30 protein-coding genes, 3 pseudogenes and 1 other annotated feature are annotated in these 26,710 nt (G+C 45.4%); of the genes and pseudogenes, 18 read left to right on the plus strand and 15 right to left on the minus strand.

What is annotated here, in order from left to right; genetic code table 11:
* The first annotated feature begins 58 nt into the window (after nucleotides 1–58).
* Both motP and motS read left to right on the plus strand, forming a co-directional pair.
* Nucleotides 59–874, plus strand: coding sequence for a flagellar motor protein MotP (gene motP, locus ABK447_RS05665; protein ID WP_007408775.1), 816 nt, complete (start codon nucleotides 59–61; stop codon nucleotides 872–874).
* On the plus strand, nucleotides 864–1,553 hold the full coding sequence (gene motS / locus ABK447_RS05670; RefSeq protein WP_032871679.1) for a flagellar motor protein MotS: 690 nt from the start codon (nucleotides 864–866) through the stop codon (nucleotides 1,551–1,553). The genes motP and motS overlap by 11 nt, the downstream gene beginning before the upstream one ends.
* A gap of 9 nt (nucleotides 1,554–1,562) precedes the next feature.
* Here motS and ABK447_RS05675 read toward each other — a convergent pair whose 3' ends face one another.
* Genes ABK447_RS05675 through ABK447_RS05685 form a run of 3 tightly spaced genes read right to left on the minus strand, consistent with a single transcriptional unit; the run spans nucleotide 1,563 to nucleotide 4,027 of the window.
* A complete protein-coding gene (locus ABK447_RS05675) occupies nucleotides 1,563–2,729 on the minus strand; it encodes an acetoin utilization protein AcuC (RefSeq protein WP_032866492.1) in 1,167 nt (388 codons plus the stop codon).
* On the minus strand, nucleotides 2,726–3,370 hold the full coding sequence (locus tag ABK447_RS05680) for an acetoin utilization AcuB family protein (RefSeq protein ID WP_007408772.1): 645 nt from the start codon (nucleotides 3,368–3,370) through the stop codon (nucleotides 2,726–2,728). Before ABK447_RS05680 ends, ABK447_RS05675 begins: the two co-directional genes overlap by 4 nt.
* 24 nt (nucleotides 3,371–3,394) lie before the next feature.
* Complete coding sequence (locus tag ABK447_RS05685) at nucleotides 3,395–4,027, minus strand: GNAT family N-acetyltransferase (RefSeq protein WP_007408771.1); 633 nt, start codon at nucleotides 4,025–4,027, stop codon at nucleotides 3,395–3,397.
* 158 nt (nucleotides 4,028–4,185) lie between these two features.
* On the opposite strand from ABK447_RS05685, the gene acsA reads away from it, so the two are divergent.
* The 3 genes from acsA (at nucleotide 4,186) to ABK447_RS05700 (ending at nucleotide 7,751) form a co-directional block, all read left to right on the plus strand.
* On the plus strand, nucleotides 4,186–5,904 hold the full coding sequence (gene acsA, locus ABK447_RS05690; RefSeq protein WP_032871681.1) for an acetate--CoA ligase: 1,719 nt from the start codon (nucleotides 4,186–4,188) through the stop codon (nucleotides 5,902–5,904).
* Between the two features lie 53 nt (nucleotides 5,905–5,957).
* Nucleotides 5,958–6,190: a binding site (T-box leader), on the plus strand.
* A gap of 50 nt (nucleotides 6,191–6,240) precedes the next feature.
* On the plus strand, nucleotides 6,241–7,506 hold the full coding sequence (gene tyrS / locus ABK447_RS05695) for a tyrosine--tRNA ligase (protein ID WP_007613147.1): 1,266 nt from the start codon (nucleotides 6,241–6,243) through the stop codon (nucleotides 7,504–7,506).
* Nucleotides 7,507–7,625: 119 nt separating this feature from the next.
* On the plus strand, nucleotides 7,626–7,751 hold the full coding sequence (locus ABK447_RS05700; RefSeq protein WP_007408768.1) for a hypothetical protein: 126 nt from the start codon (nucleotides 7,626–7,628) through the stop codon (nucleotides 7,749–7,751).
* Between the two features lie 40 nt (nucleotides 7,752–7,791).
* Here the strand turns inward: ABK447_RS05700 and ABK447_RS05705 are convergent, their stop codons facing one another.
* The 3 genes from ABK447_RS05705 to ABK447_RS05715 all read right to left on the minus strand — a co-directional run bounded on the left by ABK447_RS05705 (nucleotide 7,792) and on the right by ABK447_RS05715 (nucleotide 9,722).
* Nucleotides 7,792–8,115, minus strand: coding sequence for an AzlD domain-containing protein (locus ABK447_RS05705; RefSeq protein WP_038459520.1), 324 nt, complete (start codon nucleotides 8,113–8,115; stop codon nucleotides 7,792–7,794).
* Nucleotides 8,112–8,843: an AzlC family ABC transporter permease gene (locus ABK447_RS05710; protein ID WP_038459518.1), complete on the minus strand. Its 732-nt coding sequence runs from the start codon at nucleotides 8,841–8,843 to the stop codon at nucleotides 8,112–8,114. Before ABK447_RS05710 ends, ABK447_RS05705 begins: the two co-directional genes overlap by 4 nt.
* Before the next feature lie 72 nt (nucleotides 8,844–8,915).
* Nucleotides 8,916–9,722, minus strand: a complete 807-nt coding sequence (locus ABK447_RS05715) for a TrmB family transcriptional regulator (RefSeq protein ID WP_007408765.1) — start codon at nucleotides 9,720–9,722, stop codon at nucleotides 8,916–8,918.
* A 235-nt stretch (nucleotides 9,723–9,957) separates the two neighbouring features.
* Between ABK447_RS05715 and ABK447_RS05720 the strand changes: the two genes are divergently transcribed.
* From ABK447_RS05720 to ABK447_RS05730, 4 genes and pseudogenes are all read left to right on the plus strand, one after another.
* Nucleotides 9,958–10,827 (plus strand): cation diffusion facilitator family transporter, encoded by an 870-nt coding sequence (locus ABK447_RS05720; protein WP_014418648.1) that lies wholly within the window; start codon nucleotides 9,958–9,960, stop codon nucleotides 10,825–10,827.
* A 171-nt stretch (nucleotides 10,828–10,998) separates the two neighbouring features.
* Nucleotides 10,999–11,049, plus strand: a pseudogene (locus ABK447_RS20895) (hypothetical protein); the annotation flags it as partial.
* A gap of 47 nt (nucleotides 11,050–11,096) precedes the next feature.
* On the plus strand, nucleotides 11,097–11,324 hold the full coding sequence (locus ABK447_RS05725) for a hypothetical protein (protein WP_038462250.1): 228 nt from the start codon (nucleotides 11,097–11,099) through the stop codon (nucleotides 11,322–11,324).
* A 197-nt stretch (nucleotides 11,325–11,521) separates the two neighbouring features.
* Nucleotides 11,522–12,274 carry an SGNH/GDSL hydrolase family protein gene (locus ABK447_RS05730; protein ID WP_007408762.1) on the plus strand — a complete coding sequence of 251 codons (753 nt, stop codon included), beginning with the start codon at nucleotides 11,522–11,524 and terminating at the stop codon, nucleotides 12,272–12,274.
* A gap of 15 nt (nucleotides 12,275–12,289) precedes the next feature.
* On the opposite strand, the gene ABK447_RS05735 is transcribed toward ABK447_RS05730, so the two are convergent.
* The 4 genes from ABK447_RS05735 to ABK447_RS05750 all read right to left on the minus strand — a co-directional run bounded on the left by ABK447_RS05735 (nucleotide 12,290) and on the right by ABK447_RS05750 (nucleotide 13,519).
* Nucleotides 12,290–12,418, minus strand: coding sequence for a hypothetical protein (locus ABK447_RS05735; RefSeq protein WP_007408761.1), 129 nt, complete (start codon nucleotides 12,416–12,418; stop codon nucleotides 12,290–12,292).
* 144 nt (nucleotides 12,419–12,562) lie between these two features.
* Entirely contained in the window at nucleotides 12,563–13,072 is a 510-nt protein-coding gene (locus tag ABK447_RS05740) for a type 1 glutamine amidotransferase domain-containing protein (protein WP_007408760.1), read from the minus strand.
* A 169-nt stretch (nucleotides 13,073–13,241) separates the two neighbouring features.
* Complete coding sequence (locus ABK447_RS05745; RefSeq protein WP_007408759.1) at nucleotides 13,242–13,469, minus strand: hypothetical protein; 228 nt, start codon at nucleotides 13,467–13,469, stop codon at nucleotides 13,242–13,244.
* Nucleotides 13,470–13,474: 5 nt separating this feature from the next.
* A complete protein-coding gene (locus ABK447_RS05750; RefSeq protein ID WP_223198295.1) occupies nucleotides 13,475–13,519 on the minus strand; it encodes a hypothetical protein in 45 nt (14 codons plus the stop codon).
* 186 nt (nucleotides 13,520–13,705) lie between these two features.
* Between ABK447_RS05750 and hmpA the strand changes: the two genes are divergently transcribed.
* From hmpA to ABK447_RS05775, 5 genes and pseudogenes are all read left to right on the plus strand, one after another.
* Nucleotides 13,706–14,896: an NO-inducible flavohemoprotein gene (hmpA, locus tag ABK447_RS05755; RefSeq protein ID WP_007408758.1), complete on the plus strand. Its 1,191-nt coding sequence runs from the start codon at nucleotides 13,706–13,708 to the stop codon at nucleotides 14,894–14,896.
* A gap of 113 nt (nucleotides 14,897–15,009) precedes the next feature.
* Nucleotides 15,010–15,225, plus strand: a pseudogene (locus ABK447_RS05760) (tyrosine-type recombinase/integrase); the annotation flags it as partial.
* 205 nt (nucleotides 15,226–15,430) lie between these two features.
* A complete protein-coding gene (locus ABK447_RS05765; protein ID WP_234631111.1) occupies nucleotides 15,431–16,177 on the plus strand; it encodes a hypothetical protein in 747 nt (248 codons plus the stop codon).
* Nucleotides 16,178–16,356: 179 nt separating this feature from the next.
* The gene (locus ABK447_RS05770; RefSeq protein ID WP_157774308.1) at nucleotides 16,357–16,521 is read left to right on the plus strand and encodes a hypothetical protein; all 165 of its coding nucleotides are present in this window, start codon (nucleotides 16,357–16,359) and stop codon (nucleotides 16,519–16,521) included.
* 39 nt (nucleotides 16,522–16,560) lie between these two features.
* A pseudogene (locus tag ABK447_RS05775) lies at nucleotides 16,561–16,832 on the plus strand (HNH endonuclease).
* A gap of 429 nt (nucleotides 16,833–17,261) precedes the next feature.
* Here ABK447_RS05775 and ABK447_RS05780 read toward each other — a convergent pair.
* Nucleotides 17,262–17,945: a hypothetical protein gene (locus ABK447_RS05780; protein ID WP_038464164.1), complete on the minus strand. Its 684-nt coding sequence runs from the start codon at nucleotides 17,943–17,945 to the stop codon at nucleotides 17,262–17,264.
* A gap of 288 nt (nucleotides 17,946–18,233) precedes the next feature.
* On the opposite strand from ABK447_RS05780, the gene ABK447_RS05785 reads away from it, so the two are divergent.
* Nucleotides 18,234–18,398, plus strand: a complete 165-nt coding sequence (locus tag ABK447_RS05785) for an aspartate phosphatase (RefSeq protein WP_269775692.1) — start codon at nucleotides 18,234–18,236, stop codon at nucleotides 18,396–18,398.
* Between the two features lie 24 nt (nucleotides 18,399–18,422).
* Here the strand turns inward: ABK447_RS05785 and ABK447_RS05790 are convergent, their stop codons facing one another.
* Nucleotides 18,423–19,793 (minus strand): aldehyde dehydrogenase, encoded by a 1,371-nt coding sequence (locus ABK447_RS05790; protein WP_038464162.1) that lies wholly within the window; start codon nucleotides 19,791–19,793, stop codon nucleotides 18,423–18,425.
* A 255-nt stretch (nucleotides 19,794–20,048) separates the two neighbouring features.
* On the minus strand, nucleotides 20,049–20,651 hold the full coding sequence (rpsD, locus tag ABK447_RS05795) for a 30S ribosomal protein S4 (protein WP_003152406.1): 603 nt from the start codon (nucleotides 20,649–20,651) through the stop codon (nucleotides 20,049–20,051).
* Between the two features lie 290 nt (nucleotides 20,652–20,941).
* Here rpsD and ABK447_RS05800 point away from each other — a divergent pair, with 290 nt between their 5' ends.
* Entirely contained in the window at nucleotides 20,942–22,690 is a 1,749-nt protein-coding gene (locus tag ABK447_RS05800) for a sensor domain-containing diguanylate cyclase (RefSeq protein WP_007408036.1), read from the plus strand.
* 34 nt (nucleotides 22,691–22,724) lie between these two features.
* Here ABK447_RS05800 and ABK447_RS05805 read toward each other — a convergent pair whose 3' ends face one another.
* Entirely contained in the window at nucleotides 22,725–23,207 is a 483-nt protein-coding gene (locus tag ABK447_RS05805) for a GAF domain-containing protein (protein ID WP_007408037.1), read from the minus strand.
* Between the two features lie 125 nt (nucleotides 23,208–23,332).
* On the opposite strand from ABK447_RS05805, the gene refZ reads away from it, so the two are divergent.
* Nucleotides 23,333–23,956 carry a forespore capture DNA-binding protein RefZ gene (gene refZ, locus ABK447_RS05810; RefSeq protein WP_007408038.1) on the plus strand — a complete coding sequence of 208 codons (624 nt, stop codon included), beginning with the start codon at nucleotides 23,333–23,335 and terminating at the stop codon, nucleotides 23,954–23,956.
* Here the strand turns inward: refZ and hisJ are convergent.
* Nucleotides 23,946–24,758, minus strand: coding sequence for a histidinol-phosphatase HisJ (gene hisJ, locus ABK447_RS05815; protein ID WP_094031887.1), 813 nt, complete (start codon nucleotides 24,756–24,758; stop codon nucleotides 23,946–23,948). The two genes, refZ and hisJ, sit on opposite strands and share 11 nt — an antisense overlap.
* A 195-nt stretch (nucleotides 24,759–24,953) precedes the next feature.
* On the opposite strand from hisJ, the gene ezrA reads away from it, so the two are divergent.
* Complete coding sequence (ezrA, locus tag ABK447_RS05820) at nucleotides 24,954–26,645, plus strand: septation ring formation regulator EzrA (RefSeq protein WP_025285108.1); 1,692 nt, start codon at nucleotides 24,954–24,956, stop codon at nucleotides 26,643–26,645.
* Nucleotides 26,646–26,710 lie beyond the last annotated feature (65 nt).

Consider the following 26,710-nt stretch of genomic DNA (forward strand, 5'->3'; position numbering starts at 1 on the left):
AAGCAAGCTTCACTCTGAGGGGTGGAATCTTGCTTTTTTACTTGAGTAAGGAGAAGATATGAAACGTTTTGATTATCTGACGCCCGTTGGCTTTATGTTAGGCTGTATTATTGTCGCAATCGGTATTCTGTCAGGGACGGGACTGGCGGGAATCAGTTCATTTTTAGATCTGACTTCTTTTTTAATCGTCACAGGCGGCCTTGCTGCGGCGATCTTTATCAGCTTTCCGCCGAGGGATTTAAAGAAAACCCCTTCTGTTCTGAAACAGGTATTCTCCCGTCAGGATGACAATGTGAAAGAGCTTGTCAGAGTATTTGTCAGCCTTTCGGAGCAGGCGCGCAGGCAGGGGCTTCTGTCTCTGGATGACCAGGCGCGTGAGATCAAGGATCCGTTTTTAAAAAAAGGGCTTTTGCTTGCGATTGACGGCTGGGACGAGGAAACGATCCGGCTGGTGATGGATTCTGAGATCGCCGCGATGGAAGAAAGACACAGAAAAGGAAGACGCGTTTTTGAAAAAGCCGGTGATTTCGCACCCGCCTGGGGAATGATCGGGACGCTCGTCGGACTCGTTCTCATGCTCAAAAACTTAAATGACCCGCATACCCTCGGACCGAACATGGCTGTTGCGCTATTGACGACGCTGTACGGAGCGCTGCTTGCCAACTTGGTATTTATCCCAATCGCGGCAAAGCTTGAAGAAAAAACGGAAAGTGAAATTTTCATCAAACAGGTCATGATCGAAGGGGTTGTCGGCATCCAATCGGGCAAAAATCCCCGCAACCTCGAAAGTCAGCTCGTCGTCTTCAGCTCAAGAGAAGACTGGCGTAAAGGACAGCCTGCGAACAAGAAAAAGGGCGCTGTCCATGAAGCTTAGAAAAGAGCGTTTTGAAAGAAGAAACAAACCGGAACATTCCGGCGGTTCACCGAGATGGATGGTGACGTTCGCTGACTTGATCACGCTCATTCTCGTGTTCTTTATATTGCTTTTTTCGATGTCGCAAATAGACGCGGAAAAATTTCAATCTGCCGTTTCATCGATTCATACAAAAGGCAGCGGGGGTGAACTGGCGTCATCAGACAAAGCAAACGAAAATAAAGAACAGGATTTGCTGTTACAAAACGTGAAGACATACATAAAAGCGCATCATTTGAGTTCGAAATTGACGGCGAAGCGCGATGAGCGCGGAGTGGTTCTTGTGCTGCAGGAGGCCGTTCTGTTTCAGACAGGAAAAGCGGATGTGCTGAAAAACGCCGAGCCGGTTCTGCATCAGATCGCGGTGCTTTTAAAAACAATTCCGAATGACATACAGGTAGAAGGCCATACGGACAGCCGCCGGATTTCCACCTATCAATTTCCGTCAAATTGGGAGCTGTCGTCTGCAAGAGCGGCGAGTGTGATCCGGTATTTTACCGCGAATGAAGACTTTTCCGCCAAACGGTTTATCTCTGCCGGGTATGCGGATACGAAACCTGTGAAGGACAACAAAAGTCCCGGACATATGAAAGAAAACCGCCGTGTAGAAATTGTGATCAAAAAAACGACCTCCTCATAAGGTCGTTTTTTATTTAGTTTTATACCGCTGCTCAGACCGGATGGCAAAAAGTGCTTTTTCCACGGTTTGGGCATTTTTTTCTGAAATTTCTTCTTTGCGGGGAATCGGAGGATATAATTGTTCAGGATCACTCCAAAAAGCGGGCAACGTGCAGGGGGAGTGCTTCTGCCATTTATCAATCCATTTCTGCGGTATGCGCTCCCCGGGATCAATCCCTTTCATCTCAAGCCAAATGCGGCTCCATGCTCTCGGGACGACTCTCCAAATATCGTATCCTCCGCCGCCGACCGCGATCCATCTGCCGCTGCAATATTGATGGGCTAATGAATGAGCGAGCCGCGGGATCTCCTGATAAATGGAGATTGTATTGGACAGGTGTGTCAATGGGTCGTAATAATGGGCGTCCGCACCGTTTTGGGTAAGAATCACATCCGGCTTGAAAAAAGCCGCGATTTCTGAGGCGGCCGTATTGTAAGCGTGAAGAAAGGAATCGTCCTCTGTGAAAGCGTCCAGCGGAATGTTAAAAGAATAGCCGTAGCCCTGCCCGCTTCCTTTTTCCAGTACCTGTCCCGTCCCGGGAAATAAATAACGCCCGGTCTCGTGAAAAGAAACAGTGCAGACATCAGACCTGTCGTAAAACGTAAATTGAACGCCGTCGCCGTGATGGGCGTCTGTATCAATGTATAACACTTTTGCCCCGTAGTTCTTCTGGATGTATTGGATGGCCACGGCGCTGTCATTATAGATACAAAAGCCTGAGGCCCTGCCGCGGAAGCCGTGGTGAAGGCCGCCTCCTAAATTGCAGGCGTGGCTAGCTTGTCCCGTCATGACATAATCAGCCGCCGTTAAGGTGCCGCCCACCAGAAGTGACGCGGCTTCATGCATGCCGGCAAAAACGGGGGTGTCTTCCGTTCCGAGACCGTAGCTTTCTCCTTCTGCGGCAGGGAGCCGGCCCGCACCCGCTAGTTCCACCGCCTGTATATAATCCTCCGTATGAACGAGAGCCAGCTCTTCTTTAGCGGCCGCGCGCGGTGTGACGATATCTCCTTCGTCAAACGCATCCGCCGCCTGAAGCAGATCGTATGTTAAAAGCACACGACGCTGATTGAACGGATGTTCCTGATGAAATTGATACGTCTGATAAGAAGGCGAGTAAACAAAAACGCTGTCTCTCATGGCTGATCCCTCAAATGTTTCGGCCATAAGACATTGTATCCGGCTTCTTGAACGGCACGGATAAAAGGGAGCGGATTCATCGTCTTCACCCGGAAGACGAGAATGTTCGACCCGGCGGACTCATGGGGATAGACGAGCACACTCAGGATTTGCAGCTGAAGATCACGGCACATGCAGCTGAGATCAGCAAGGCTTTTTGTCATATCCGTCACCAGGATTTCCACCTGTGATCCCGGCTGGGCCGCGCCTGTCAGGCTGACGAAAGTCCGGAGCACGTCGGTTTTCGTTAAAATGCCCGTCAGCTTATGGTTTACCGTAATCGGCAGACAGCCGATGCCGTGCTCATAAAAGGAAGCGGATATTTCTTCCACAAAGTCAAGCGGATGGGCGCAGATGACATTGCGCTTCATAATGGTCTCCACTTTGTTTGTCAGAAACGCGCCGCGTTCCTTTTGTTCAAAGCTGCCGGGGCCGGCCTGTTTAATGTCTCTGTCTGTGACAATACCGATGACGTGCAGCTCGTCGTCGATGACAGGGAGATGGCGGATATGATATATCTTCATTTTACGGACGGCTGTTTCAATGGAGTCGTGTTTTGAGACGGTGATGACGTCCCGTTTCATGATTTGTTCTGCAATCATCTTTTTATCCCCTTTGTATGTCAGTCAATACATAAATCGCTGATAAAAACGAAGCCTGTCGAACTGTTCAATTGACTCCTGACTGACGTGCCTGCCGATGCGGGCCATCAGACAATTGGCCGGATGAGAGCTGATTTCCGGTTCATCCGTTGCGAACCAGACAAGACCCCCGGCATTCATCATCTTTTCCATGATCTTTCTGTATTCCCACACATCTTTTTTCATTCCTTTTAAATCCCAATGCCAGTAATATTCCGTCGTCATGATGATGTACCGTTCCATCTGTTCATCCATCATGCTGACTGTCAGCAAAGTTTTTCCGACAGAACAGCCCCTGTAGCCGGGAGCGACCTCGATCGCCCCGAGTTCAAGGAGGTCTTCCATATTTCCGTCAGACCATCGTTCAAGCGGATCAGGATATAAATACGTCACATAGCCGATAATCGTCTGTCCGTCCCTGGCAATAATGATCCGCCCTTCAGGAAGCCCGGCGATCTCGATTAACGCTTTGTGCTGTTCATGAGGAAGGCGAAAGGCTGTCAGGCCTTCATGAAACTCATACTGTGCTAGATCCCCTGGAGGAACGGGCCCTTCTACTAAAAGAGGGCCGGCTGCTGTCTGAATTGATGAAGAATGGTACGTTTTATGATGTTTCACTGATTCACCGCCTGTCGGTTCTTAATAAAAACACATCTCTTTTAAGCATAACAAAATATAAAGCGTTTTCAATAGTGTTGTAATTTATATTTTAAAAATTGAGAAAACTGTGAACATCTACTATAATTAGTCTATAGATAAGCAAAGGGGGATGTTGCATGAATTTGAAAGCGTTGCCGGCGGAAAAGGGGAATTATCATCTGCGAAATTATGAGGAAACGTACCGCAGCTTCGATTGGAAAGAGGTCGAAGCGGCGTTTTCCTGGCATCAGACGGGGAAGCTGAATGCGGCGTACGAAGCGATTGACCGTCATGCCGAATCATTTCGAAAAAACAAAGTAGCGCTATATTACAAGGACGCAAATCGGGATGAAAAATACACATTTAAAGAAATGATGGAGGAATCGAACCGGGCGGGAAATGTACTGAGACGGTATGGAAACGTGGAAAAAGGGGACCGCGTTTTTATTTTCATGCCGCGTTCGCCGGAGCTTTACTTTATCATGCTCGGCGCAATTAAAATCGGTGCGATCGCCGGTCCTTTATTTGAAGCGTTTATGGAAGGCGCCGTCAAAGACCGCCTCTTGAACAGCCAGGCAAAGGTTGTCGTGACAACACCTGAACTGGCCGAACGGATTCCGGCGGACAGCCTGCCCGACCTCGAGCATATTTTCATTGTCGGCGGCAGCAAAGAAACGGGAGATAAAATCATTCATTATGATAAAGCGGCTGAGGGAGAAAGCACGAGACTTGATATTGAATGGATGGACAGAAGAGACGGCTACCTGCTTCACTACACATCAGGATCTACCGGAACGCCTAAAGGTGTGCTCCACGTTCATGAAGCCATGATTCAGCAATACCAGACCGGCAAGTGGGTGCTTGATCTTAAAGAAGACGATATTTACTGGTGCACTGCGGACCCGGGCTGGGTGACAGGGACGGTGTACGGGATATTTGCGCCGTGGCTGAACGGAGCGGCGAATGTGATCGTCGGCGGCAGGTTCAGTCCGGAAAACTGGTACGGCACGATTGAGAAGCTCGGTGTCAGCGTCTGGTACAGCGCTCCGACGGCTTTCAGAATGCTTATGGGCGCCGGGGATGAAATGGCATCCAAATTTGACCTTACTTCACTTCGTCATGTCCTGAGTGTCGGAGAACCTTTGAACCCCGAGGTCATCAAGTGGGGACATAAAGTATTCGGCAAGCGCATCCACGACACGTGGTGGATGACAGAAACGGGCGGACAGCTCATCTGCAATTATCCTTGCATGGAGATCAAGCCGGGTTCAATGGGGAAACCGATTCCGGGAGTGGAAGCGGCGATCGTTGACAATCAGGGAAATGAGCTTCCGCCGTACCGAATGGGGAATCTCGCCATTAAAAAGGGCTGGCCGTCGATGATGGATTCCATTTGGAACAACAAAGAGAAATATGATTCTTATTTCATGCCGGGCGGCTGGTATGTTTCCGGAGATTCTGCTTATATGGATGAAGATGGTTATTTCTGGTTCCAAGGCAGAGTCGATGATGTCATCATGACATCCGGCGAGCGCGTCGGCCCGTTTGAAGTCGAAAGCAAACTTGTTGAACATCCGGCGATTGCCGAAGCCGGCGTCATCGGAAAGCCGGACCCTGTCCGGGGAGAAATTATTAAAGCGTTTATCGCGCTCAGAGAAGGGCATGAGCCATCCGATCAGCTGAAGGAGGACATTCGCCTCTTTGTAAAACAGGGGCTTGCCGCGCATGCCGCACCGCGGGAAATTGAATTCAAAGATAAACTTCCGAAAACACGGAGCGGAAAAATCATGAGACGTGTGCTGAAGGCGTGGGAGCTGAACCTGCCGGCAGGCGACCTGTCCACAATGGAAGATTAAAGACGGCGTTGACATCGTATCTTATTTATGTTAAAAATGAGTAAGCTTCATACGAAAAGGTTTTGATTGAGACAAGTAGGATATCTGATTGTTCAAGAGAGCTGATGGCCGGTGAAAATCAGCACATAAGATATGCCGAATACACTCATGAACCGCTTTTGCGAACAAAGCTATTCCAAGGCTTTCAGTAGTGAAAGAACGGACACGGTCCGTTATCAAAAAGAGTGATAAAAGCTTTTTTATGCTTTTATTAGTAGGGTGGTACCGCGATTATATCGTCCCTTCGTTTTAAACGAAGGGGCGTTTTTTATTTTCATAAACAAAGGAGCAGACAAAATGACTAACTTATTAGAGGATTTATCATTCCGCGGCTTAATCCAGCAAATGACGGATGAAGAAGGACTGAATAAACAGCTGAACGAAGAAAAAATCCGTTTATACTCAGGGTTTGACCCGACGGCTGACAGCCTGCACATCGGACACCTTCTGCCGATATTGACACTGCGCCGTTTCCAGCTTGCAGGCCACCATCCGATTGCGCTTGTAGGCGGCGCGACGGGACTGATCGGCGATCCGAGCGGCAAAAAAGCGGAACGTACGTTAAATACTCAGGATATCGTTGTCGAATGGTCGCAAAAAATTAAAAATCAGCTTTCCCGATTTTTAGATTTCGAGGCCGGAGAAAACCCCGCTGTCATAGCGAACAACTTTGACTGGATCGGAAAGCTGAGCATTATTGAATTTCTCCGTGACGTGGGAAAGAACTTCGGAATTAACTACATGCTTGCGAAAGATACTGTAAGCTCAAGAATTGAAACCGGAATTTCTTACACGGAATTCAGCTACATGATCCTGCAATCCTACGATTTTCTGAATCTGTACAGAGAAAAGAACTGCAAACTCCAAATCGGAGGCAGTGACCAGTGGGGCAACATCACGGCCGGTCTTGAACTGATCAGAAAATCAGAAGAAGAAGGGGCGAAAGCTTTCGGTCTTACCATTCCGCTCGTCACAAAAGCTGACGGCACGAAATTCGGCAAAACGGAAGGCGGCGCCATTTGGCTTGATAAAGAAAAAACATCGCCGTACGAATTCTACCAGTTCTGGATCAATACAGATGACCGTGACGTCGTCAAATACTTAAAATACTTTACTTTCTTATCAAAAGAGGAAATTGAAGCTTATGCTGAAAAAACGGAGACGGCTCCTGAGAAAAGAGAAGCGCAGAAACGTCTCGCTGAAGAGGTGACTGTTCTTGTACACGGCCGCGAAGCGCTTGAGCAGGCCGTTCATATCTCCCAGGCGCTGTTCAGCGGCAATATTAAAGAGCTTTCCGCTCAAGACGTCAAGGTAGGATTTAAAGATGTACCTTCGTTTGAAAAAGACCGCTCTGAAGAACTGTCTTTAGTAGACGTGCTTGTGGAATCTAAATTGTCGCCTTCAAAACGGCAGGCCCGCGAAGACATTCAAAACGGAGCTGTTTACATTAACGGCGAGCGCCAGACGGACATCGGGCATCTTCTGACTGCGGAAGACCGCATTGAAGATCAATTTACCGTACTGCGCCGCGGAAAGAAAAAATACTTCCTGATCACGTACTGAAAATAAAAAGCAGTCCGGCCGCTCAATGCGGCAGGCTGCTTTTTTATGTTTTGTGAATACTGCACGGGGAAATGAGTACAGTACATAGTATAAGCAAAACAGGGAAGGGGTGCTGCGCCGTGAATTTCATGTTTACCATCGCAAAAGAAAGATTGCAGCGGGATCATTGGGAACAGCAGCAAAGCATAAACGCCGAAGCCAAAGCCGAGGAATCAGAGACGGAAGAAGAAAATCCGACATCATAAAGGGAAAGCCCCCATTCTGCGGAATGGAGGCTTTTGATTGTCACCATATCAGCCTGACGGCGGCCATCAGCACGACTCCTGTGATGACCGTGATGGATAAGCTTTTTGTCCGTATCGCGCAAAGCAATGTCGGGATGAGAACGATCATTGCTTTCCAATCAAAGGTCAAAGCGCTGTTTGTTTTCACAATCATGCTTTCCGTTACCAGAGCCGTCAAAATACAAAGCGGAATAAAGGAGAGCCATTTTAAAGCCAACTCAGGCATCTGAATGTTCCGGACAAATATAAACGGAACAATGCGCGGCACAAGTGTAACAATCATGCAGCCGAGTATAATCCAGATCATTTGTGTGCTGATGCTCATTTGTCCGTCACCACCCCGATCGTTGCCACAATCACGGTTGAGACGATGACCGCGATGTGTGACGGGACGAAATACGATAACAAGACCATAAAAATGATCATATAGAGTATTAAGGATAGGTTGTGCTTCAGCTTTTCCGACGCGGACGACTGCAATTGCAGCACAAGCAGCGCCGCAAACATAGCGGGCAAAGCAAAGTCCAGGCCGAGCGCGTAAGGATCAGATATCCATTGTCCGAGAAGCCCGCCCATCACGCAGGAAATAACCCAGCACATGTAAGCGGTTATATTGAGGCCGTTCATCCACTTATCGTATAACCTGCCGTTCTGAGCCGCTTTGTTCACCGCTACCCCGAAAGATTCGTCAGTAAGCAAAGCCCCGAAGCCGATATTTTTCGCCAAAGAGTATTTCGTGAAATACGGCGCGATGGTCAGGCTCAGCAGAAGGTGCCGCAGATTGACGATAAACGTCGTTAAAATAATGGCGGAAATCGGACTCCCGGAAACAAGGAGCGAGCAAATAATAAATTGGGCGGCGCCGGCATAGACACACAAAGATAACAAACAAATTTCAAGAATGCTTAGATGAGAGGCAACGCCAACGATGCCGAAAGCAAAACCGATGCTCATATAGCCCAGCAGCGTAGGCACACAATCCCGCACCCCCTGTAAAAACGTATCGTTCATTTCCCGGGAAACGGCGGTTTTTTGCACTTCTGTGTTAATCATTTTTTATACTCCTTTCATAGAGATTATAATGATAACGACTAATGAAAAAATCAAAGAAAATACGGTTCACATTTATATGAACCGATTTCCGGTGACGACATGAAATAACGAATGGTTTTGTTTCATCAGGCCTTCAACTTTCTCAGCCCCTACTTCTTTCACAAGCTCCGCGAACATCAGATCGTGCCTCATATATTCCATAGCCACGAGAACGAGAGCGGGATCTTCTGATTTAATGGCCCAGGCATTCGTCTGCGGAGAAAAATTGGCGATTAAGACTTCTTTATTATCGCGGGCAGCTATCGTTAATCTTCCGCCCATCCGTTTCTCCGCCACTTCAGGAGACATATTATGATTTGTCGTATTTCCGAGCTTCACTTCCGGAGGGCCGAACACAATCGAAAAGACGGGCAATTGTTCGGCGGCGCGTTTGTTAGCGGCTTCTTGAATAAAGGGAATCTGCTGTTCCCAGACAGACAGCCACAACTCTTCCTCGGCTTTTTCAATCATATCCTTCATCTCATTGATGACATGATCATTCGTGCTGATGCGGCGGATGACATTCATCTCCTGCTCGCTTTCCAGTGCCAATAACTTTTCCTCAAGGTAGCCGAATGAACTCTCGAAATCATGCCGGAGCCGGTCGATTAATTCCTTTCCGGCAAGCGGAGCATATGTAACCGGATCAGACGGCACAATATGGACAGCGCCTTTATCAACTAATTTCCCCAATACTTCATAGATCATTGAGCGGGGGACGCCTGACCTTTTGCTGATTTCATATCCGGTAACAGGCGAGTGTTTCAACAAGCCGATATATGCTTTACATTCATATTGAGAAAATCCAAACTTCTGTAATTCTTTCAGAACATCCTCCATAAACATCCTCCATAAACATCCTCCGTAGTGGTTATTCATGAAACTACTATAATGTAAGCGGTTATATCTTGTCAATGGGACTTGAGTGCTGAAAGAAAGATGCGCCTGTTTTGTCGCTTTCCAACTTAGTTTATGGTGAGTTACATGTATGGCTTTTGTGAAAAACGTTGCCGTAGACCCACACGAATGCCGTTTGATACGATAAATTCAAGAAGTTAAAAAGAGGAGGATCACGGTGGAAAACACCTCTAAAATCGCTTTTTTATCGGTTATAAGCAATTCCCTGGTCGTCATGCTCAAAATAGTGGTGGGGATCATAACCGGATCTGTCGCGATACTTTCTGAAGCCATTCATTCTTTTTTAGATTTGATCGCCGCCTTCATTGCCTTTATCTCCGTCAGGATTTCAAAAAAGCCGGCTGATACAGGGCATCCGTACGGTCATGGAAAAGTCGAGAATCTGTCGGGGACTATCGAGACGATTCTGATTTTTGCGGCAGGGATTTGGATGATATATGAATGCGTTCAAAAACTGGTGAACCCGGCGCCGGTTCATCTGCCTGTATTGGGAATTGTTGTGATGCTTGCGGGGGCTCTCATTAATTTGATCGTTTCGAAGTTCGTAAAAAGAGAAGCCGAAAAGGTTAATTCCGTGGCAATGAAATCAAATGCCCTGCATTTACTGACTGACGTGTACACATCATTAGGCGTAGCGGCAAGCCTTTTGGTCGTTACCGTAACGGAGTGGTACATACTTGATCCCATTATAGGTATGGTGCTGGCGGTGTATATCATATATGAAGCGTTTAAGTTAATGAAAGAAGCATTCCCGCCGCTGATTGATACCCGTTTGTCGGAAGAGGAAGAAAAAACAATTTTAAAGATTATTGAAACATTTCAACAGGAATTTATTGAAATTCACGATTTTCGTACAAGACGCTCCGGCCCGCAGGAGTATATTGATTTTCACCTGGTCGTAGCCTCTCACGTGACGATTAAAGACGTGCATGACCTGTGTGACCGCATTGAAAGAGATATTACGAATGAATTCAAACAAGCACAGGTAATGATTCACCCCGAGCCGGAGAGCGAGAGGAAGAAATAAATCGATCTTAAGTTTGCGTTTGTTCCCGGCAAAATGCCTGCAAAAGGCCCGTTCCCACGGGTCTTTTTGTTGTATAAATGACTATTTCTCGCTCATATGAGAGATAAGCTTATACACGTGAGGGGTTCATTTCATACGTTATGTTGTAAAGAAAAAGGGAGGTGAACAGAATTGAACGCTATTTCTGTTAAAGAAATTGAACATGGAGTTGCCGTTGCGGAAAGAGAAGGTTTAGGGGAGTATTTATACCAAGAACCGGTTTCTAAAAAATGTTCGCGCCGTTCCCGCAGCAGAAAACGGACACACCGTTCTCGCAGCAGAAGACGGACGCATCACCGGACACACCGTTCCCGCAGCAGAAGACGGACGCATCACCGGACACACCGTTCCCGCAGCAGAAGACGGACGCATCACCGGACACACCGTTCCCGCAGCAGAAGACGGACGCATCGCCGGACACACCGTTCCCGCAGCAGACGGTCTCATCAAAAACGTAGCCGCAAACGCTGTTTTAAATGCTGACTGCAGACTCTATTACAAGTAACGGGGATCTGCTATAATGGCAAGAGAACTGCATAAAAGATCCAGTATCATCATCTGCGGACACTGAACTGACAACATGGCGCTGTTTGTTCGTGTCCGTTTTTTATGTCAAAAAAGATGCCGGAGGATAAAAAGGAAGGGATGACGCCGAATGAAGCTGAATGAGGATTTTTATAACTCTGAAGGAAAGACAGTCTCTTTGCCAAACATAAGCAGCAAGCTTTTGCATATCACGGACAGCGGGCATATCAGCGTTGACTTCATCAGCATAAGCAGGCTGCGGAAGGCTTCGAAAATCGCGATCTTAGGTGACAGCGTCGCCCGGGGGCTGCGTGCGGAATACGGCTTTGGTGACATTCTGAAAGACCGGACAAACGCTGAAATAACCAATCTGTCTGTCAGCGGCGTTAATATGAGCAACAACGGAAGCGATAACATTTATCAGCAGGCGCTTAAAACAAAGGGACATGATGTCATCATTGTCCAGGGAACAGATGATGATTGGTGCAACCACATTCCCATCGGCACAGATGAAAAAGATATCACCACGTTTTACGGAGGCTTCTGCCAAGTGATCCAGCAGCTGCGGAGCGGAAATAAAGGCGCGAGCATCATTGTGGTGACCCCAACGAGACAAGCCAAAATGTCAAAAGGAAAAATCGTCCGCCGTGATACTGATAAAAATAAACTGGGCCTGAAGCTGGCTGACTATGTGAAAGCCCAAAAAGAAGCCTGCACACTCCTCTCTGTACCGTATGCCGATCTGTTTGATACTGATCTCATCGACCCGTATAATCCCGCTTTCCGCAGCATGTGCATGTCAGAAGGTCTTCATCCGAACGAGAAAGGGCATCAAATCATATTTCAGGAAATCTGCCGGAATTATTATTACTATTATGGGTAACACAGCGCTAACAGATTATTTTCGGCTTTGCTTTTCTAAAAGCTCAATTATTCTTTGAGATGCGTGTTTTTGCGCTCTCAAAAGCGAGACGATATTACCGGTAAAACCGATTAAAATGATAAGCAGCAAAATGATCATCCACATAGCGAACCTCCCGTCGAGTGTTGAAAAACCCACTCTTTATTTTACTTATTATGGATGGGGAGAGAATAGGTCTAACTATTGGGATTTCTTTATAAATCCATAAAAAAATGAACAGACTGAACGGGTCTGTTCATTTTTATTCGCTTATTTCAGCAGGTTCAATGATTCGCGATTAAAGGCTTCCAAATCGTCAGGCGTTCTGCTCGTTACGATGTTATGGCTCACGACGACTTCTTCATCTTTATAATGTGCGCCGGCATTGATTAAGTCTTTGCGGATGCTGCGGAATCCCGTGATATCTTTTCCTTTAAGAAGATCGGTATCAATCAGCAGCTGCGGGCCGTGGCAGATCGCGAAAACGGGTTTCTGATTTTCCACGAATGCTTTAGTGAATTCACCCGGGCGGTCATCTCCGCGCAGAAGATCCGGTGAAAAGCCTCCGGGAATCAATAACGCATCGAATTCCTTGGCGTCTGCGTCTGAGATCGCTTGATCGATCTTTACTTTCTCACCGTGCTTGCCCGTCACTTCTTTCCCTGCTTCCAAATCTATTGTCACCACACTGTGGCCCGCTTCTTTAAATGCTTCCGCCGGGCTTGTATATTCAATATCCTCAAATTGATCTGTCATCAGAACTGCGATTTTTTTGCTCATACATCATGCCTCCTGTGAATTTGTATATGACAAGAATATCAGGCAGATTCCCGCCTCACAACGTATTTGCTTATGAAAAAAGACCCCTCTGAAAAAGAGGAGCCAAAAGGTACGGAGGTCTGCTTAAACTTACGTGTTTAACCTGAGATAAGGCAAGAAATCGAACCAATTACTTTTTGCGTCTTTTTTTCTGCTTTTTACACCCGCATTTCCCCGGATCGCCCGGATCAATGACTTCGTGAATTGTTTCTTCCTTATAAACGTGGCGGGGAACATAACGGATATGCTCTCTGTTAATGTGTTTGATGGGATGGACGTAAACCACTTCTTTGTCAGTATACTTGTCAGTCACAATATACTTAGGGTCACAGTAATACACTTTCGATTTTTTACCCATTCATCTCACCTCCCGTACTTTATTAAATGCTGACAAGGAGGATTTTGCATCGGACAAGTACACCATGGCAAGTCCACAATTTTTCAGCTGCAATTTCGTTTTTCTGATTTTTCCTGAATCCGCCTCAAATTGGAACGGCTAACCCTTTTTGAGCGGGGAAATCTATAAAAAAGAATTCAAAAACGATTCTTTTCTCAGGTCAATCGAGATGCATACATCTTTAGGGGGATTTCAGAATGCTCGATGAAAAAACGATTGAAATCATTAAAAGCACAGTGCCGGTCTTAGAAGAGCATGGTGAAGAAATCACAGGCCGATTTTATGACCTGCTGTTTCAGCATCACCCTGAGCTGCTGAATATCTTTAATCAGACGAATCAAAAGAAAAAAACACAGCGTACGGCCTTGTCGAATGCTGTGATTGCAGCCGCAGCCAATATTGACCGGCTGGAAAACATCGTTCCCGTCGTCAAACAAATCAGCCATAAACACCGGAGTATCGGTGTTAAACCCGAGCATTACCCAATCGTTGGAAAGTACTTGTTAATCGCGATAAAGGATGTGCTAAAAGACGGGGCTGCTCCTGAGGTCATTCAGGCATGGGAAAAAGCATACGGCGTCATTGCAGACGCTTTTATCGGAATTGAGAAGGACATGTATGAACAAGCGGAAACGCAAAAAGGCGGCTGGAAAGACTATAAGGCGTTTAAAATTGATAAAAAGGTAAAAGAAAGCAAGGAGATAACGTCGTTTTATTTAAAACCGGAAGACGGACAAGTTCTCCCCGAGTTCAAAGCGGGACAGTATATCAGTGTAAAAGTATACATTCCGGACACGGGTTATACGCATATCCGCCAGTACAGTTTGTCGGATGTATCCGGTAAGGATTATTACAGGATTTCCGTGAAAAAAGACGGAATTGTTTCTTCATATCTGCATGACCAATTACACGAAAAGGATTCAATTGAGATCAGCGCTCCGGCCGGGGATTTCGTATTAGACCCTGATTCCAAAAAGAATCTGGTTCTCATCAGTGCCGGTGTCGGAATTACCCCGATGATCAGCATGTTAAAGACGGTTGCCAAAACCCAGCCGCAGCGAAACGTTCTCTTTATCCATGCGGCAAGGAGCGGAGAGTATCATGCGTTGCGGCATGAAGCTGAAGAAGCCGCGGAACACTCATCCGTTGACACCCTCTTTATTTACAGCGAGCCGTCCGAACAAGACCGTTCAGAAAACATTCGTTTTCGGGAAGGCCGGATTGACAAACAGCTGTTAGAAGAAGTGATGACAGATAAAGATGCTGATTTTTACCTGTGCGGATCACCGTCATTCATTAAAGAAATGAAAAAGCTGATTTCTGAATTCAATACACCGCCGGAATCCATTCACTATGAATTATTTGAACCGCAGCTGAGTATGGTGTGATTGGAGAAGGAAGGGCGATGATTTTAATGTATGAAGCACCCGGATTGGGTGCTTTTTTATTTATTCTAGATAACAGAACGAACAGGGAATTAGAGCGGGGTGTCCTGTCGATGGCTGCCGCTGAGTACGTTGTTTTGGATAATATAGGAACGCACACGCTGAGGAAAACATTCGGGTACCATTTTTACAGGCAAACAAAAGACGTTGCCATGTTGCAGGAGATTTTTAATCACTCAGACCAGCGGACAACCCTTCGGTACATTGGAATTAACCGATACCATGAACAACGCCAGAAAGAAATCCAAAATATAAGCAGGCTCATCTCATAAACAAGATGAGTCTTTTTTTTGCATATTTTTATTGATTCCCTTCAAAAAGCAAATGTGGAATTCATTTTGTAGGGATATTGCTTGAAAACAAGGGTGGCAAGGGCTGACGCACTTCGGGCAGTTGCACAGTATATAACATATGGGTAATTCGTGGATAATGTGGATACTTCCTGTAAATGTTATATAATAGGGGAAAAGTTTAGGAGTGAAAAATTTGAACTTTGATACGAAGTATCTTATTAGGTGGGGAATACCAGGATGGGTATTCATTATGTTAATAAGCTTGCCAATCTTATTTTTATATCATAATGAATTACTTAAATTAAAAATAGATATATCCAAGACCTTGGGTCTTTTTGTATCATTAGCTTTTTTCGGAGTAACTATCGGATACATAATGCAACAAATTCACTTTTCTAGTCGGTGGTCTAAAAATAAACAAATCATAGATGAAGCTGCTAGAATGATAAATGCTGTTGAGGAGCACGTTAAGGGTGTAAGTCTGTTTGAGTGGGGCGAAAATCATCATCAAGATTATTATGTATTTGAATATGTTTGGCATAGGGGGTTATTGAGATTAAAAGATGCTCAAAGAGATTATGTAGCTGATCGATATAGGCATATACTTAGCACAATTCATAGTTTAGGTACTCTTAGAGTTTCTCTGGTGATTTCCTTTGTGATTAATTTGGTCACTTTAACAAAATATAATTTTGATAGTTATTTTAATTCAACCTTAAATCCAAATATGTATATATTCAATTTAGTTATATTTATAATTTATCTTGGACTTATAGGTTGGTTGTTTAAAGTAGTATCAAAAGGTTACGAGCATTATTCAGCTAACTTAAATGCGTTTCAAGGTTATTTTTTGAACGAGCTAATAAATTGGGGTACTCTCAAAGAAAATAAGCAACAAGAGGAAGAGGAAGAAGTAGAAGCCAGTTATTAAAATGGCACAAACTTGGCAGAATAACGGCACACCATTTTCTTTTAAGTGAGGTATTATGGTAATAGGTAATAAATTTAAGAAGGTTCTCTGGTTCTCAAGAGAGCAGATAATAATTATAGTATTCTTCTCGATCCTATGAGAAGAGATTATAGGAGGATTAGTATGAAAATAAAATCATTATGGATAGTGGTAAAGAATATGTAACAGTGAAATTTGAATCAAAAGAAGACTTAGCGACTAAATTAGGACAATCATCAGATGAGGTTTTGTATTTTTCTGTAGATGATGAAGAAAAAATATATTTGAATGCAGAACACGTCTCCTCTTTTGAAATTCTAGATTAGCATCCTTCGGGTGCTTTTTTTGTTGCATACAATCGAAGGATTTCAGGGGAAAGGGAGGACTACTGCGAACAGCATAAGAGAACCACGCAAGCCTATGACCAATACCGGGAATCATCAGCTGCCAAACGGGGGTATAACAGCAAGTGGAGGCAGTCGCGCGCTGGTTACCTGTCCAAGCATCCGTTATGTGCTGTCTGCTTAATGCAAGGAAGAAGAACCCCGGCGACAGTTATCAATCATATCGTTCCGCATAAAGGCGGCATGAACCTCAAGTAAATGGGCCCTTATGCGCCTCGTGTCATGGCCGGTAGACAGCGACGGAGGATGGAGGATTTGGGAACAGAACATCAAATGAAAGAATGTACAAAATCCCCAAGACTAAAAATTAAATTCTTTTGCGTACACTTAACTTCATCTGTTTCGATGTTATTGTCTTCACTGTTATATACCGAGCATAAAAGAAAAATGGGTAAAAGCAAATTTGTGAAGCTTGTGTGTTTTAAAAAAGATAGGAGGATGTAACCCCTCCTATCTTCTCATTCTTCCTATCCTGATTAACTCCCCAATTATAGCTCCAACTATAAAGATAATTAATGGAATTGGAGTGAATTTATTACCCAAAACAACCATGTAAACAAAATAACAAGCACATAAAACAAGGAACAGAAGGATATATCTCTTTAATATCCTGTTAATACTAGATGTTGCCTTTTCTTGTTGCATATTTTCTCACCTCGTTTTTATGGTCGGCAAGTTGATGGGATTGGCCTGCTTCCAAAGAATTTGGGACTGTCTGCCGTTTTAAGGACTTTCTTTCTTTTAGAGTCTTCGTAGAATTTTGTTCTATTAGCATAAGGGTATGCGCTGCATTTAAAGGCATAACGGTATTGGAATACTGTATAGTATGCAGTTGTTTGGGTACCTGCTAAAAACGCTACAATAGCGAATACTACGTTGTAAGGTGTTTTTGTTAATGTTGAAATAGCTGTGGCTGCCACACCGACAGAAACGCCTTTTAAATTGTATTTATAATTGTATTTCCCCATGTATTTTCCACCGGGCGGTATCTTCATAGTTGACATATTAGAAGAAGAAAATACCCCATCTTCCTCCATAGTAAGGTTAAAATCGACCTCACCGTTTTTATAAAGTGTGTTTGTTTCGTTGTTATATTCAAATTTTGTAACTGTCCCATTTTCCTCAGTAACTTTAGCTTTATTCACAGCTGGGTCAGTAAAGTCGTAAGAATAGACATACTTTTCCCCATCAATCTCAAAAACATTCTCACCTACAGTATCATTTGACATTGATGCAGGGATGTTCAACATTTCATTGCTTTCTGCTTTGGCTTTAAAGTTAGGCATAATACCAACAACCAATGCAGTGACCAAAAACAAAAGTAAAGCTGACCTGAATTTCTTCAAACAATCACACTCCCTATTGTATATTCGTTACGACCCAAATTATACCGGGATTGTTATTTTTTAAGAATAGGGACAGCGAAGTGTAAATTCGACAATGGAGATAAATAGTCCGCTATAATACCGTTCTGAAAAAGTGGGTAAATAGCCTTTTTTTGAAATTGCGCGATGTCGAAAGAGAAAATTGCGCGATGTCGAAAAAAACTTCTATTAATTACATTTTATGTTAAAGGTATGCTGGAATATTATTTGAGAAAATTTAGAATATTTGTAGAAAGAGGGGTTTATCGTATGAGTAAACTGGCTTCTGAAAAAGTTGCAAATATATTAAATGATTGGTATATCGCGATAAAACAACAAGACGTCGAGTCTGCTGAGAAATATTTTAAAGAGATCAAACCGCTTTTAGATGAAATGGGAGACGAACCGATTAATTGGTGTATAGAGGATTTATAAAAAGCGCAGATACTCTGCGCTTTTTTATTTAAGTATTTTCCGAATCATTCGCAGCCCGTTTTTGGAAGAAGGATAACGGAAAGCGAAGTCGAAGCGGTTCGTTTGTTTGACGACGCTTTTTTTGTGCGTAAACGTGTTAAAGCTGTCAAATCCGTGATAGCTGCCGATGCCGCTTTCCCCGACGCCGCCGAATGGCAAATACGGCGTCGCGACGTGCATTAACGTATCATTGACACAGCCTCCGCCAAACGACAGATTCTCTAAAACAGCGCGCTCAGTTTCTTTGTTTGTGGTGAAGAGATACAGAGCGAGCGGCTTTGGGCGCGATTGGACTTTCTCGATGACTTCATCGATATCACCGTATGTAAACAGCGGAAGAATCGGCCCGAAAATCTCCTCCTGCATCACTGGAGAGTCATCCTTCACTTGATCTAGAATCGTCGGCGCTATTTTGTGGTGATCAGGATTAAATTGTCCGCCTGTAAGCGGGACGCCATCATTCAGAAAGCTGAGCAGCCGCTGATAGTGGCGTTCACTGACGATTTTGCCGTACTGCGGATTTTGTTCAGGCTGAGGGCCGTAAAATTCGCTGATCGCACGCTTCATTTCTTCTGTGAGCTTCGTTTTGATATCTTGGTGGACAAATAAATAATCCGGTGCGATGCAGGTTTGCCCTGCATTTGTAAATTTCCCGAAGACGATGCGTTTGGCGGCAAGCTGTATATCAGCATCCTTATGGACAATGCAGGGACTTTTGCCGCCGAGCTCCAAGGTAACGGGAATTAATTGTTTGGCGGCGGCCTCCATGACGATTTTTCCCACGGCAACGCTTCCAGTGAAGAAAATATAGTCAAAGGGCTGCTGTAATAACACAGTGCTGACGTCGGGCCCGCCCTCCGCCATAGCGACATAGTCACTCGGAAAAACGCTGCTGATGAGTTTGGAAAGAACAGCGGAAACCGCCGGCGTATATTCTGACGGTTTGAGAACGACCGTGTTTCCCGCTGCAATGGCTCCAATCAACGGAGAAAGCGCCAGCTGCAAGGGATAGTTCCAAGGCGCAATCACCAAAACGGTTCCATATGGCTCAGGGATAATGATGCTTTTCGAGCCTAGGTGAGTCAGAGGCGTTTTGACTCGTTTCGGTTTGATCCATTTTCCCAGCCGCTTCATCACAAAACTGATTTCCTCCAGTACAATTCCGATTTCTGTCGTGTACGACTCCTGTTCGGATTTGTGGAGATCCTGATAGAGAGCGGCTGTTATATCGGCTTCTTGTGTTTTGATGGCTTGTTTCAGCTTTTGCAGCATGTTCAGTCTCGTTTCTAGCTGTCTCGTATGCCCCGCCGCAAAATAGGCTTTGTGCTTGCTGACGATAGAGGGGATGCTGTTCATTCAGTCGCTCCTTTTTTGTAAGGTATGATGATTCATTATGTAAAAAATCGCTTCTTCTTGTCAAATGGGTTTTTCTAATGTACATGTAGCTGAAAAGCCAGTTGGCACATAAAAAAAGCCCCTGTCCGGGGCTTTTTTTAATAAAGAGAGGGAGCATCTGTCCATTATTCTGACAGCCCAAAAGAAAAACCCCGGAAACATTGTCATTACAACATGTCCGGGGTTTAATCCAATGCTCTTTAAAGAGCGTTTTACTTAACGGGAGTAGAACTCAACGATAAGCGCTTCGTTAATTTCCGGAGCAAGCTCAGAGCGCTCTGGAAGACGAGTGAATGTACCTTCAAGCTTTTCAGCGTCGAAAGTAAGGTACTCAGGAACGAAGTTGTTTACTTCTACAGATTCTTTGATGATAGAAAGGTTTCTTGATTTTTCGCGAACACCGATTGTTTGACCAGGTTTTACTTGGTAAGACGGAATGTCAACGCGGCTTCCGTCAACAAGGATGTGACCGTGGTTAACTAATTGGCGAGCTTGACGGCGAGTGCGCGCAAGACCGAGCTTGTACACAACGTTATCAAGACGTGCATCTAAAAGAATCATGAAGTTTTCGCCGTGTTTACCAGTCATTTTTGCAGCTTTGTCAAACAATGTGCGGAATTGACGTTCGTTTACACCGTACATGTGACGAAGTTTTTGCTTTTCTTGCAATTGCAAACCGTATTCTGATAGTTTTTTACGCTGTCCCGGACCGTGGGGACCTGGTGCGTAAGGGCGTTTTTCTAATTCTTTACCTGTACCGCTAAGAGAGATTCCTAAACGGCGAGACAGTTTCCAAGATGGACCTGTATAGCGAGCCATAATGTGACTCCTCCTTTGGTTTTATTTTGTGGAAAATAAAAACCGTCTGTTCGATCCGACCGTGCACATTTTGTTTTCATGTATCCTCGCTCCAGCAGCAGAGAGTTACACGATACACCTTACAGCTAAGGAACAAAATGCAAACACAGAAGCTGAACAAAAAGGCTGCAATATTTCACACAAAGAACATTATATGATTTTTCTCCGCCGCCGTCAACCATTTCTCCATGAAGAGTGCCGGTTTATGATATAATGTACAAAAATGAGTAGTACATGTTTAGGTGATAAAAATGAAAAAACAAACAATTGATGAAGTGACGGCCTTTCATCAGAAAATGCTTTCTTTTTTCTTAACGAAATCTGAATCCGTCTCATTATCCGACTCGCTGTTATGGCTGGCCTCAGCTCTAGAATCCTGCTTTACATCTCTTTCATTGACCCTTTCACCGGCAGAATCAACACGTTTCACCATAAAAACAGAAGATGAACCGCATTATGCTCCGCTGAAAGAGAGTGACGGCCGTTTTATGATCAGGAATCAGACGTCCGGCAGATCCTTTTATCTGTGCTCGGAAGGCGGGCTGCCGATCCCGGAATCATTGCCTGAGATCGTTACTCAGTTTATTAATCAATCTGTGAGACAAAGCGGGCTGTTTGACAAAACGAAGCATCAGCGGAAAATTCACAGAATGACAGAAATGTTCCATTCGCTTTTGGACCAAAATGAGGTTTTGGAAAAACTGCAGGCAAGTCTGAGTACGGCTTTCCGGTCTTTCCGTTTTTCACTGTTTATCACGCAGGATCAGGATACGGACAGACAGCTTCCCGCAAAAGAATTACATATGGACGGAAAAGATGCCGATCCGTCTGCCCTGAAGGTTTATTTATCGGGGAGACTGCTCAGAAAAGGCAGGTCATCTGCTTATCTGCCGATCAAAGGCCAGCAGGGGACTTACGGGGTTCTGAAGACGGAGGGGCTGCAGGATGCCGTTCTTTCGTGCAGTACTCTCAGTGAAATGCTGCTGCTTGCGGGCGCAGCGGGAAAAGCATTTGAAAATGCGCAGCTCTATGAGCAATCGAAGAAAAGCATTGCGAATCTGGAGCTCATTAATGAAACATCGCGCCAGCTGAATCAGCGCCTCAGACTCACTGATACGATGCGGGAGCTCGCCGCCATTATGACCCAATCGTTTCATGCTGAAGAAGTGGCTTTTTTTCATATTGATCATTTTGAGACGCAAAATCTGCTTCCGGGACATACCGCTTTTTTTAAGACAGAACGTGCGAACCCCTATATCAGCATTGTGAAAGAAAAGCTGTTCGAGGGAGAAAAGGGCGTGTTTATCGGCAGCGGAAAGACTGTATTCGGCGAAAACGGTTTCGGCTCGCTGATGGCGGTGCCGATGATCGAAAATGACACCGTCTTCGGGTTCGCGATTTTATTGAAAAAGGATTTGTATGCTTTTACGTTTGAAATGTATAAACTTTTTCAAGCGCTCATTCACCATGCGACATTGGCGGTCACGAACTCCATGCTGCGCGACAGGCTTGAGCATCTTGTTCAGACAGACCAGCTGACGGAGCTGTATTCAAGAACCTATTTGGATGAGAAAATTCAATACAGCATGAAAATTCATAAACGGGGTGTATTCATCCTCGTTGATATCGATAATTTCAAAAATATTAATGATACATACGGTCATCAAACGGGAGATTCGATCCTGATTCAGGTGGCCTCCGTTATGAAGAACCATATTCGTGAGCATGATGTCGCTGCGAGGTGGGGGGGCGAGGAGCTGGCTGTCTATCTGCCGAATATCAACGTGTCATCCGGAGAACGCATCGCTAAAAGGCTGGTTCGCGCCATCCGGGAAAATACCGAGCCGCGCGTGACGATTTCCTGCGGCGTTTCCTGCTGGTCAAAGACCGGCCCGATGCCGTTGAAATTGCTCGTTCAGCAAGCGGATGAGGCGCTTTATATCGCCAAACGGAACGGCAAAAACCGGCTGATCATCCATCAAAACAGCACGACGACATAAAAAAGGAGCCGGCCTGCCGGCCGGGCTCCTTTTTTTATCCTAATCGTTTTTCAAGCGTTTCAACAAACTTTGCTAAATAGGTTTCGTCCGTTTCATCAAAACGGTTTTTCACGGGGCTGTCAATGTCCAGCACACCGATCACTTCACCGTTTACGCGGATCGGGAGAACAATTTCTGACTGGGAAGCCGCGTCACAGGCGATATGTCCCGGGAACGCATTCACATCGGCAATCCGCTGCACGTCGCCATTAGAGTAGGCAGTGCCGCATACGCCTCTGCCGAACGGAATGCGCACACAGGCAGGAAGTCCTTGAAACGGTCCGAGCACGAGCTCGCCCTCTTTAGCGAAGTAAAACCCCGCCCAGTTGACTTCATGTAATGAATGGTATAAAAGCGCTGACGCATTCGCGTAATTTGCGATCGCATCCGTTTCATCTTCTGTCATGGCTTCGAGCTGTTTAAGCAGAAGCTGATAACTTTTTTCTTTATCTCCGGATTGTTTTTCGACATGAAACATGGAAAACCCTCACTTTTTCTATAATATCAAACAAAGTTCCGGCCGTTCTGCCGGCATTTGTCGAGAAGTTCTTACAGGAACGGCGCCTTTCTGCTTGAATTGTTACACATAAAGGGGTGAGCCGTATGAAAGTAAGCACCAAAGACAAAATTATTAACGCCGCTGTCCAGCTGTTTAACCAAAAAGGTTATTCCGGCACGTCCGTCCGTGAAATCGCAAAGTCAGCTGATGTAAATGTTGCGCACATCTCCTACTATTTTAAAGGGAAAGGCGGATTAATGGAACATTTAGTTTCCGAGTTTTACGAAGGCTATACTGAAGCGCTGGAAAAAGCCGCCGTCAGTATGAACGGTGAAGACGCGCAGGAACGCATCCTGCGGGTGATTTTCGATATTTTATCCTATCAGCACGATAACCGTCAATTAACGCGGTTTGTATACCGGGAAGTGACGATTGATTCCGTGCTTATCAGGGAAATTATGTCTACTTACTTAATGAAAGAAAAATATATTTTCCAGCTGGTGATTGAAGAAGGGCAGTCACGCCACAGGCGGCTGACGCTGCCCGTGCCGCATTTTATTCTGCAATTGAAATCCCTCTTGATGATGCCGTATCTCCAGCCTCAATATATTACGGAGGTACTCTATATGCAGCCTCATGAGCCGTACTTTTATAAAAGGTATTTTGAAGAGGTGAAGATCTGGATCGAAAGCGTATTCCGACGGCCTGATGCGGCGCTTATGAAGTAATGATGTTTTTGTACGTGTCGTAGGAACTGCCGACATCTTCCGCTTGATGGGCGTCCGACCCGAATATGAGCGGGATTTTTTTTTGCTTCGCCGTCTCAGCCATCCAATCCTCCATGTATACTTCCCCCGCAAACTTCTTTCTGAGCCCGGATGTATTCACATCCAGCTCCATTCCGTGTTCTTTCACGGCGTCAAGACAGCGGGCCGCAAGCTCTCTTATTTGAGGTGACATGCTGTAAGGGAAAAGGCGCGCGAATTTTTTGACGAGCGTGATATGGCCGACCCGTTTTGGCTTAAAGGGGCCGAGCGGTGTTACAATGGAAGAATACACAGTTTCATAGTATTGTTCATATACGGCTTCAACGCTTCCGAATTGTGCGACAAGCTGCTGAAAGGCGTGCTCGTCAAAATCGAGGCATATATAAGACGGACCGGTTTTCAAAAAATGAACGGATAAAATGCCGTCATCCAGTGAGGGGCCGTACGTGTTCAGAAACGCCGCGGTTTCCTCTTCATACCCTGTGATAAAATCGGTTTCTAGCCCAGTCAGAATGCTGATTTGTCCATCGTATTCCTTTTTCAGCTGTGACAGCCGCTCCAAATAAACCTCCATCTGTCTGAGATCCATCGCGCTGTCCTGAAGCGGTACGGGATCTTGAAATGACGGAGGAAGGGGGGCGTGCTCTGTAAATGTGATCGAGTCAAAGCCTCTTTCCAGGGCCTTTTCGACATATTGTTTCAGCGCATCCTTCGAGCCGTGAGGGCAAAAAGGGGTGTGGATATGAGCGTCTCGTTTTTCCATTTGTGTCACTCCATTAAAAAATTGCAGAATCCTGCCGAAATTATGCAAAAAGTTTTTGATTTCTGGTCAAAAAATGTTGGTTACATGGTATCATAATAACAATGAAAACGACAGATTTTCTCAATACATATATTGAAATCTTTCTGAATACATAAAACACCCTGACAGATTAAGAGAACAACAAGGGGGCTCATTATGGAGTTAGTCATCGGATTATTGGTTATACTGCTCGCGCTCTTTGCGGCGGGCTACTTTTTCAGGAAAAAAATTTATACGGAAATTGACCGGCTGGAATCATGGAAGATTGAAATTTTAAACCGTTCGATAGTGGAAGAAATGTCCAAGATCAAACATCTGAAAATGACCGGAGAGACGGAAGAGTTCTTTGAAAGATGGCGCGAGGAGTGGGATGAAATTGTCACAGCCCATCTGCCGAAAGTAGAAGAGCTCCTTTATGATGCCGAAGAGAACGCCGACAAATACCGGTTTAAAAAAGCGAATCAGGTGCTTGTCCACATCGACGACCTCCTCACTGCAGCAGAATCAAATATAGAAGGCATACTGCGTGAGATCAGCGACCTTGTGACGAGCGAGGAAAAAAGCCGCGGAGAGATTGAACAGGTGCGTGAGCGGTATTCAAAAGCGCGGAAAAACCTTCTGGCGTACAGCCATCTCTACGGAGAGCTTTATAACAGCCTGGAGACGGATCTCGACGAAATCTGGAGCGGCATAAAAGAGTTCGAAGAAGAGACGGAAAGCGGCAATTACATCAAAGCGAGAAAAGTGCTGCTTGAACAGGACCGCAGACTGGATCAGCTTCAGACATACATAGATGACGTTCCGAAACTGCTTGCGGACTGTAAACAGACCGTGCCGAACCAAATTGCCAAGCTGAAAGACGGCTACCGGGAAATGACGGAAAAAGGCTACAAATTGGAGCATATTCAAATCGAAAAAGAGCTGGATACACTCACAAATCAATTGAAACGGGCCGAAAACGCGCTACTAGAAGAATTGGATGTCGACGAAGCGTCCGCCATCCTTCAGCTGATTGATGAAACCATTCAATCGATGTATGAACAGCTGGAAGGCGAAGTGGAAGCCGGACAGTCCGTATTAAGCAAAATGCCTGAGCTGATCATCGCGTATGAGAAGCTTGAGGAAGAAAAAGACCGCACAAAAACCGAAACGGAGCTCGTCAAGGAAAGCTATCAGCTGACGGCGGGAGAAATCAGCAGGCAGCATGCCTTCGAAAAACAGCTGGAAACGATCGGCCGGCTCCTTGAGCAGGCGAGAGAAAAGCTTGACGGTGAGCATGTCGCTTACTCGCTGCTGATTGAAGAAGTCGAGGCCATCGAAAAGCAGATGGAAGAGGCTCAGAAAGAACATGCCGAATACCGTGAAAATCTGCAGGCGCTCAGAAAAGAAGAACTGCAGGCGCGGGAAACGCTGATGCATCTTCGGAAAACCATTTCTGACACGGCCCGAATGCTGCAAAAAAGCAACGTGCCGGGAATTCCTGAACAAGTCAAGGACAAGCTCGAGACGGCAAATCATCATATAGAAGAAACCGTCAGCCAATTGGAAGAGCTGCCGCTGAACATGGAGGAAGCCGCCAAACATCTGGCTGAAGCCGAAAAGGTTGTTGAGGAAGTCAGCGAAGAGGCGGAAGATCTTGTGATTCAGGTAAAGCTGATTGAGCGGATCATCCAGTACGGCAACCGCTTCCGAAGCCAGAATCATATTTTATCCGAACAGCTGAAAGAAGCGGAACGGCTGTTTTACGCTTACAGCTATAATGAAGCTTATGAGATGGCGGCAGATGCTGTTGAAAAAGCAGCTCCCGGCGCCGTGAAAAAAATTAAAGCTGATCAATCTGCTTCATAGACGCATAAGCAAAAACTGCACCCTGATGGAAATCAGAGGTGCAGTTTTTTAGTTTCTCACGGAAT

Source organism: Bacillus sp. hwrm1, assembly GCF_040207805.1.
Lineage (GTDB): Bacteria > Bacillota > Bacilli > Bacillales > Bacillaceae > Bacillus > Bacillus velezensis.

Excerpts from the sequence above, each read along its gene's own strand:
- ezrA (WP_025285108.1), top strand. The coding sequence starts at position 24,954 with ATGGAGTTAGTCATCGGATTATTGGTTATACTGCTCGCGCTCTTTGCG.
- hisJ (WP_094031887.1), bottom strand. The coding sequence starts at position 24,758 with ATGGAAAAACGAGACGCTCATATCCACACCCCTTTTTGCCCTCACGGC.
- ABK447_RS05675 (WP_032866492.1), bottom strand. The coding sequence starts at position 2,729 with ATGAGAGACAGCGTTTTTGTTTACTCGCCTTCTTATCAGACGTATCAA.
- motP (WP_007408775.1), top strand. The coding sequence starts at position 59 with ATGAAACGTTTTGATTATCTGACGCCCGTTGGCTTTATGTTAGGCTGT.
- ABK447_RS05740 (WP_007408760.1), bottom strand. The coding sequence starts at position 13,072 with ATGAGCAAAAAAATCGCAGTTCTGATGACAGATCAATTTGAGGATATT.
- rpsD (WP_003152406.1), bottom strand. The coding sequence starts at position 20,651 with ATGGCTCGCTATACAGGTCCATCTTGGAAACTGTCTCGCCGTTTAGGA.
- tyrS (WP_007613147.1), top strand. The coding sequence starts at position 6,241 with ATGACTAACTTATTAGAGGATTTATCATTCCGCGGCTTAATCCAGCAA.
- ABK447_RS05735 (WP_007408761.1), bottom strand. The coding sequence starts at position 12,418 with ATGTGGATGATCATTTTGCTGCTTATCATTTTAATCGGTTTTACCGGT.
- ABK447_RS05785 (WP_269775692.1), top strand. The coding sequence starts at position 18,234 with ATGAGTAAACTGGCTTCTGAAAAAGTTGCAAATATATTAAATGATTGG.
- acsA (WP_032871681.1), top strand. The coding sequence starts at position 4,186 with ATGAATTTGAAAGCGTTGCCGGCGGAAAAGGGGAATTATCATCTGCGA.
- ABK447_RS05725 (WP_038462250.1), top strand. The coding sequence starts at position 11,097 with ATGTTCGCGCCGTTCCCGCAGCAGAAAACGGACACACCGTTCTCGCAG.
- ABK447_RS05710 (WP_038459518.1), bottom strand. The coding sequence starts at position 8,843 with ATGATTAACACAGAAGTGCAAAAAACCGCCGTTTCCCGGGAAATGAAC.
- ABK447_RS05730 (WP_007408762.1), top strand. The coding sequence starts at position 11,522 with ATGAAGCTGAATGAGGATTTTTATAACTCTGAAGGAAAGACAGTCTCT.
- hmpA (WP_007408758.1), top strand. The coding sequence starts at position 13,706 with ATGCTCGATGAAAAAACGATTGAAATCATTAAAAGCACAGTGCCGGTC.
- ABK447_RS05770 (WP_157774308.1), top strand. The coding sequence starts at position 16,357 with ATGGATAGTGGTAAAGAATATGTAACAGTGAAATTTGAATCAAAAGAA.
- ABK447_RS05805 (WP_007408037.1), bottom strand. The coding sequence starts at position 23,207 with ATGTTTCATGTCGAAAAACAATCCGGAGATAAAGAAAAAAGTTATCAG.
- ABK447_RS05715 (WP_007408765.1), bottom strand. The coding sequence starts at position 9,722 with ATGGAGGATGTTCTGAAAGAATTACAGAAGTTTGGATTTTCTCAATAT.
- ABK447_RS05705 (WP_038459520.1), bottom strand. The coding sequence starts at position 8,115 with ATGAGCATCAGCACACAAATGATCTGGATTATACTCGGCTGCATGATT.
- ABK447_RS05790 (WP_038464162.1), bottom strand. The coding sequence starts at position 19,793 with ATGAACAGCATCCCCTCTATCGTCAGCAAGCACAAAGCCTATTTTGCG.
- ABK447_RS05745 (WP_007408759.1), bottom strand. The coding sequence starts at position 13,469 with ATGGGTAAAAAATCGAAAGTGTATTACTGTGACCCTAAGTATATTGTG.
- refZ (WP_007408038.1), top strand. The coding sequence starts at position 23,333 with ATGAAAGTAAGCACCAAAGACAAAATTATTAACGCCGCTGTCCAGCTG.
- motS (WP_032871679.1), top strand. The coding sequence starts at position 864 with ATGAAGCTTAGAAAAGAGCGTTTTGAAAGAAGAAACAAACCGGAACAT.
- ABK447_RS05680 (WP_007408772.1), bottom strand. The coding sequence starts at position 3,370 with ATGATTGCAGAACAAATCATGAAACGGGACGTCATCACCGTCTCAAAA.
- ABK447_RS05800 (WP_007408036.1), top strand. The coding sequence starts at position 20,942 with ATGAAAAAACAAACAATTGATGAAGTGACGGCCTTTCATCAGAAAATG.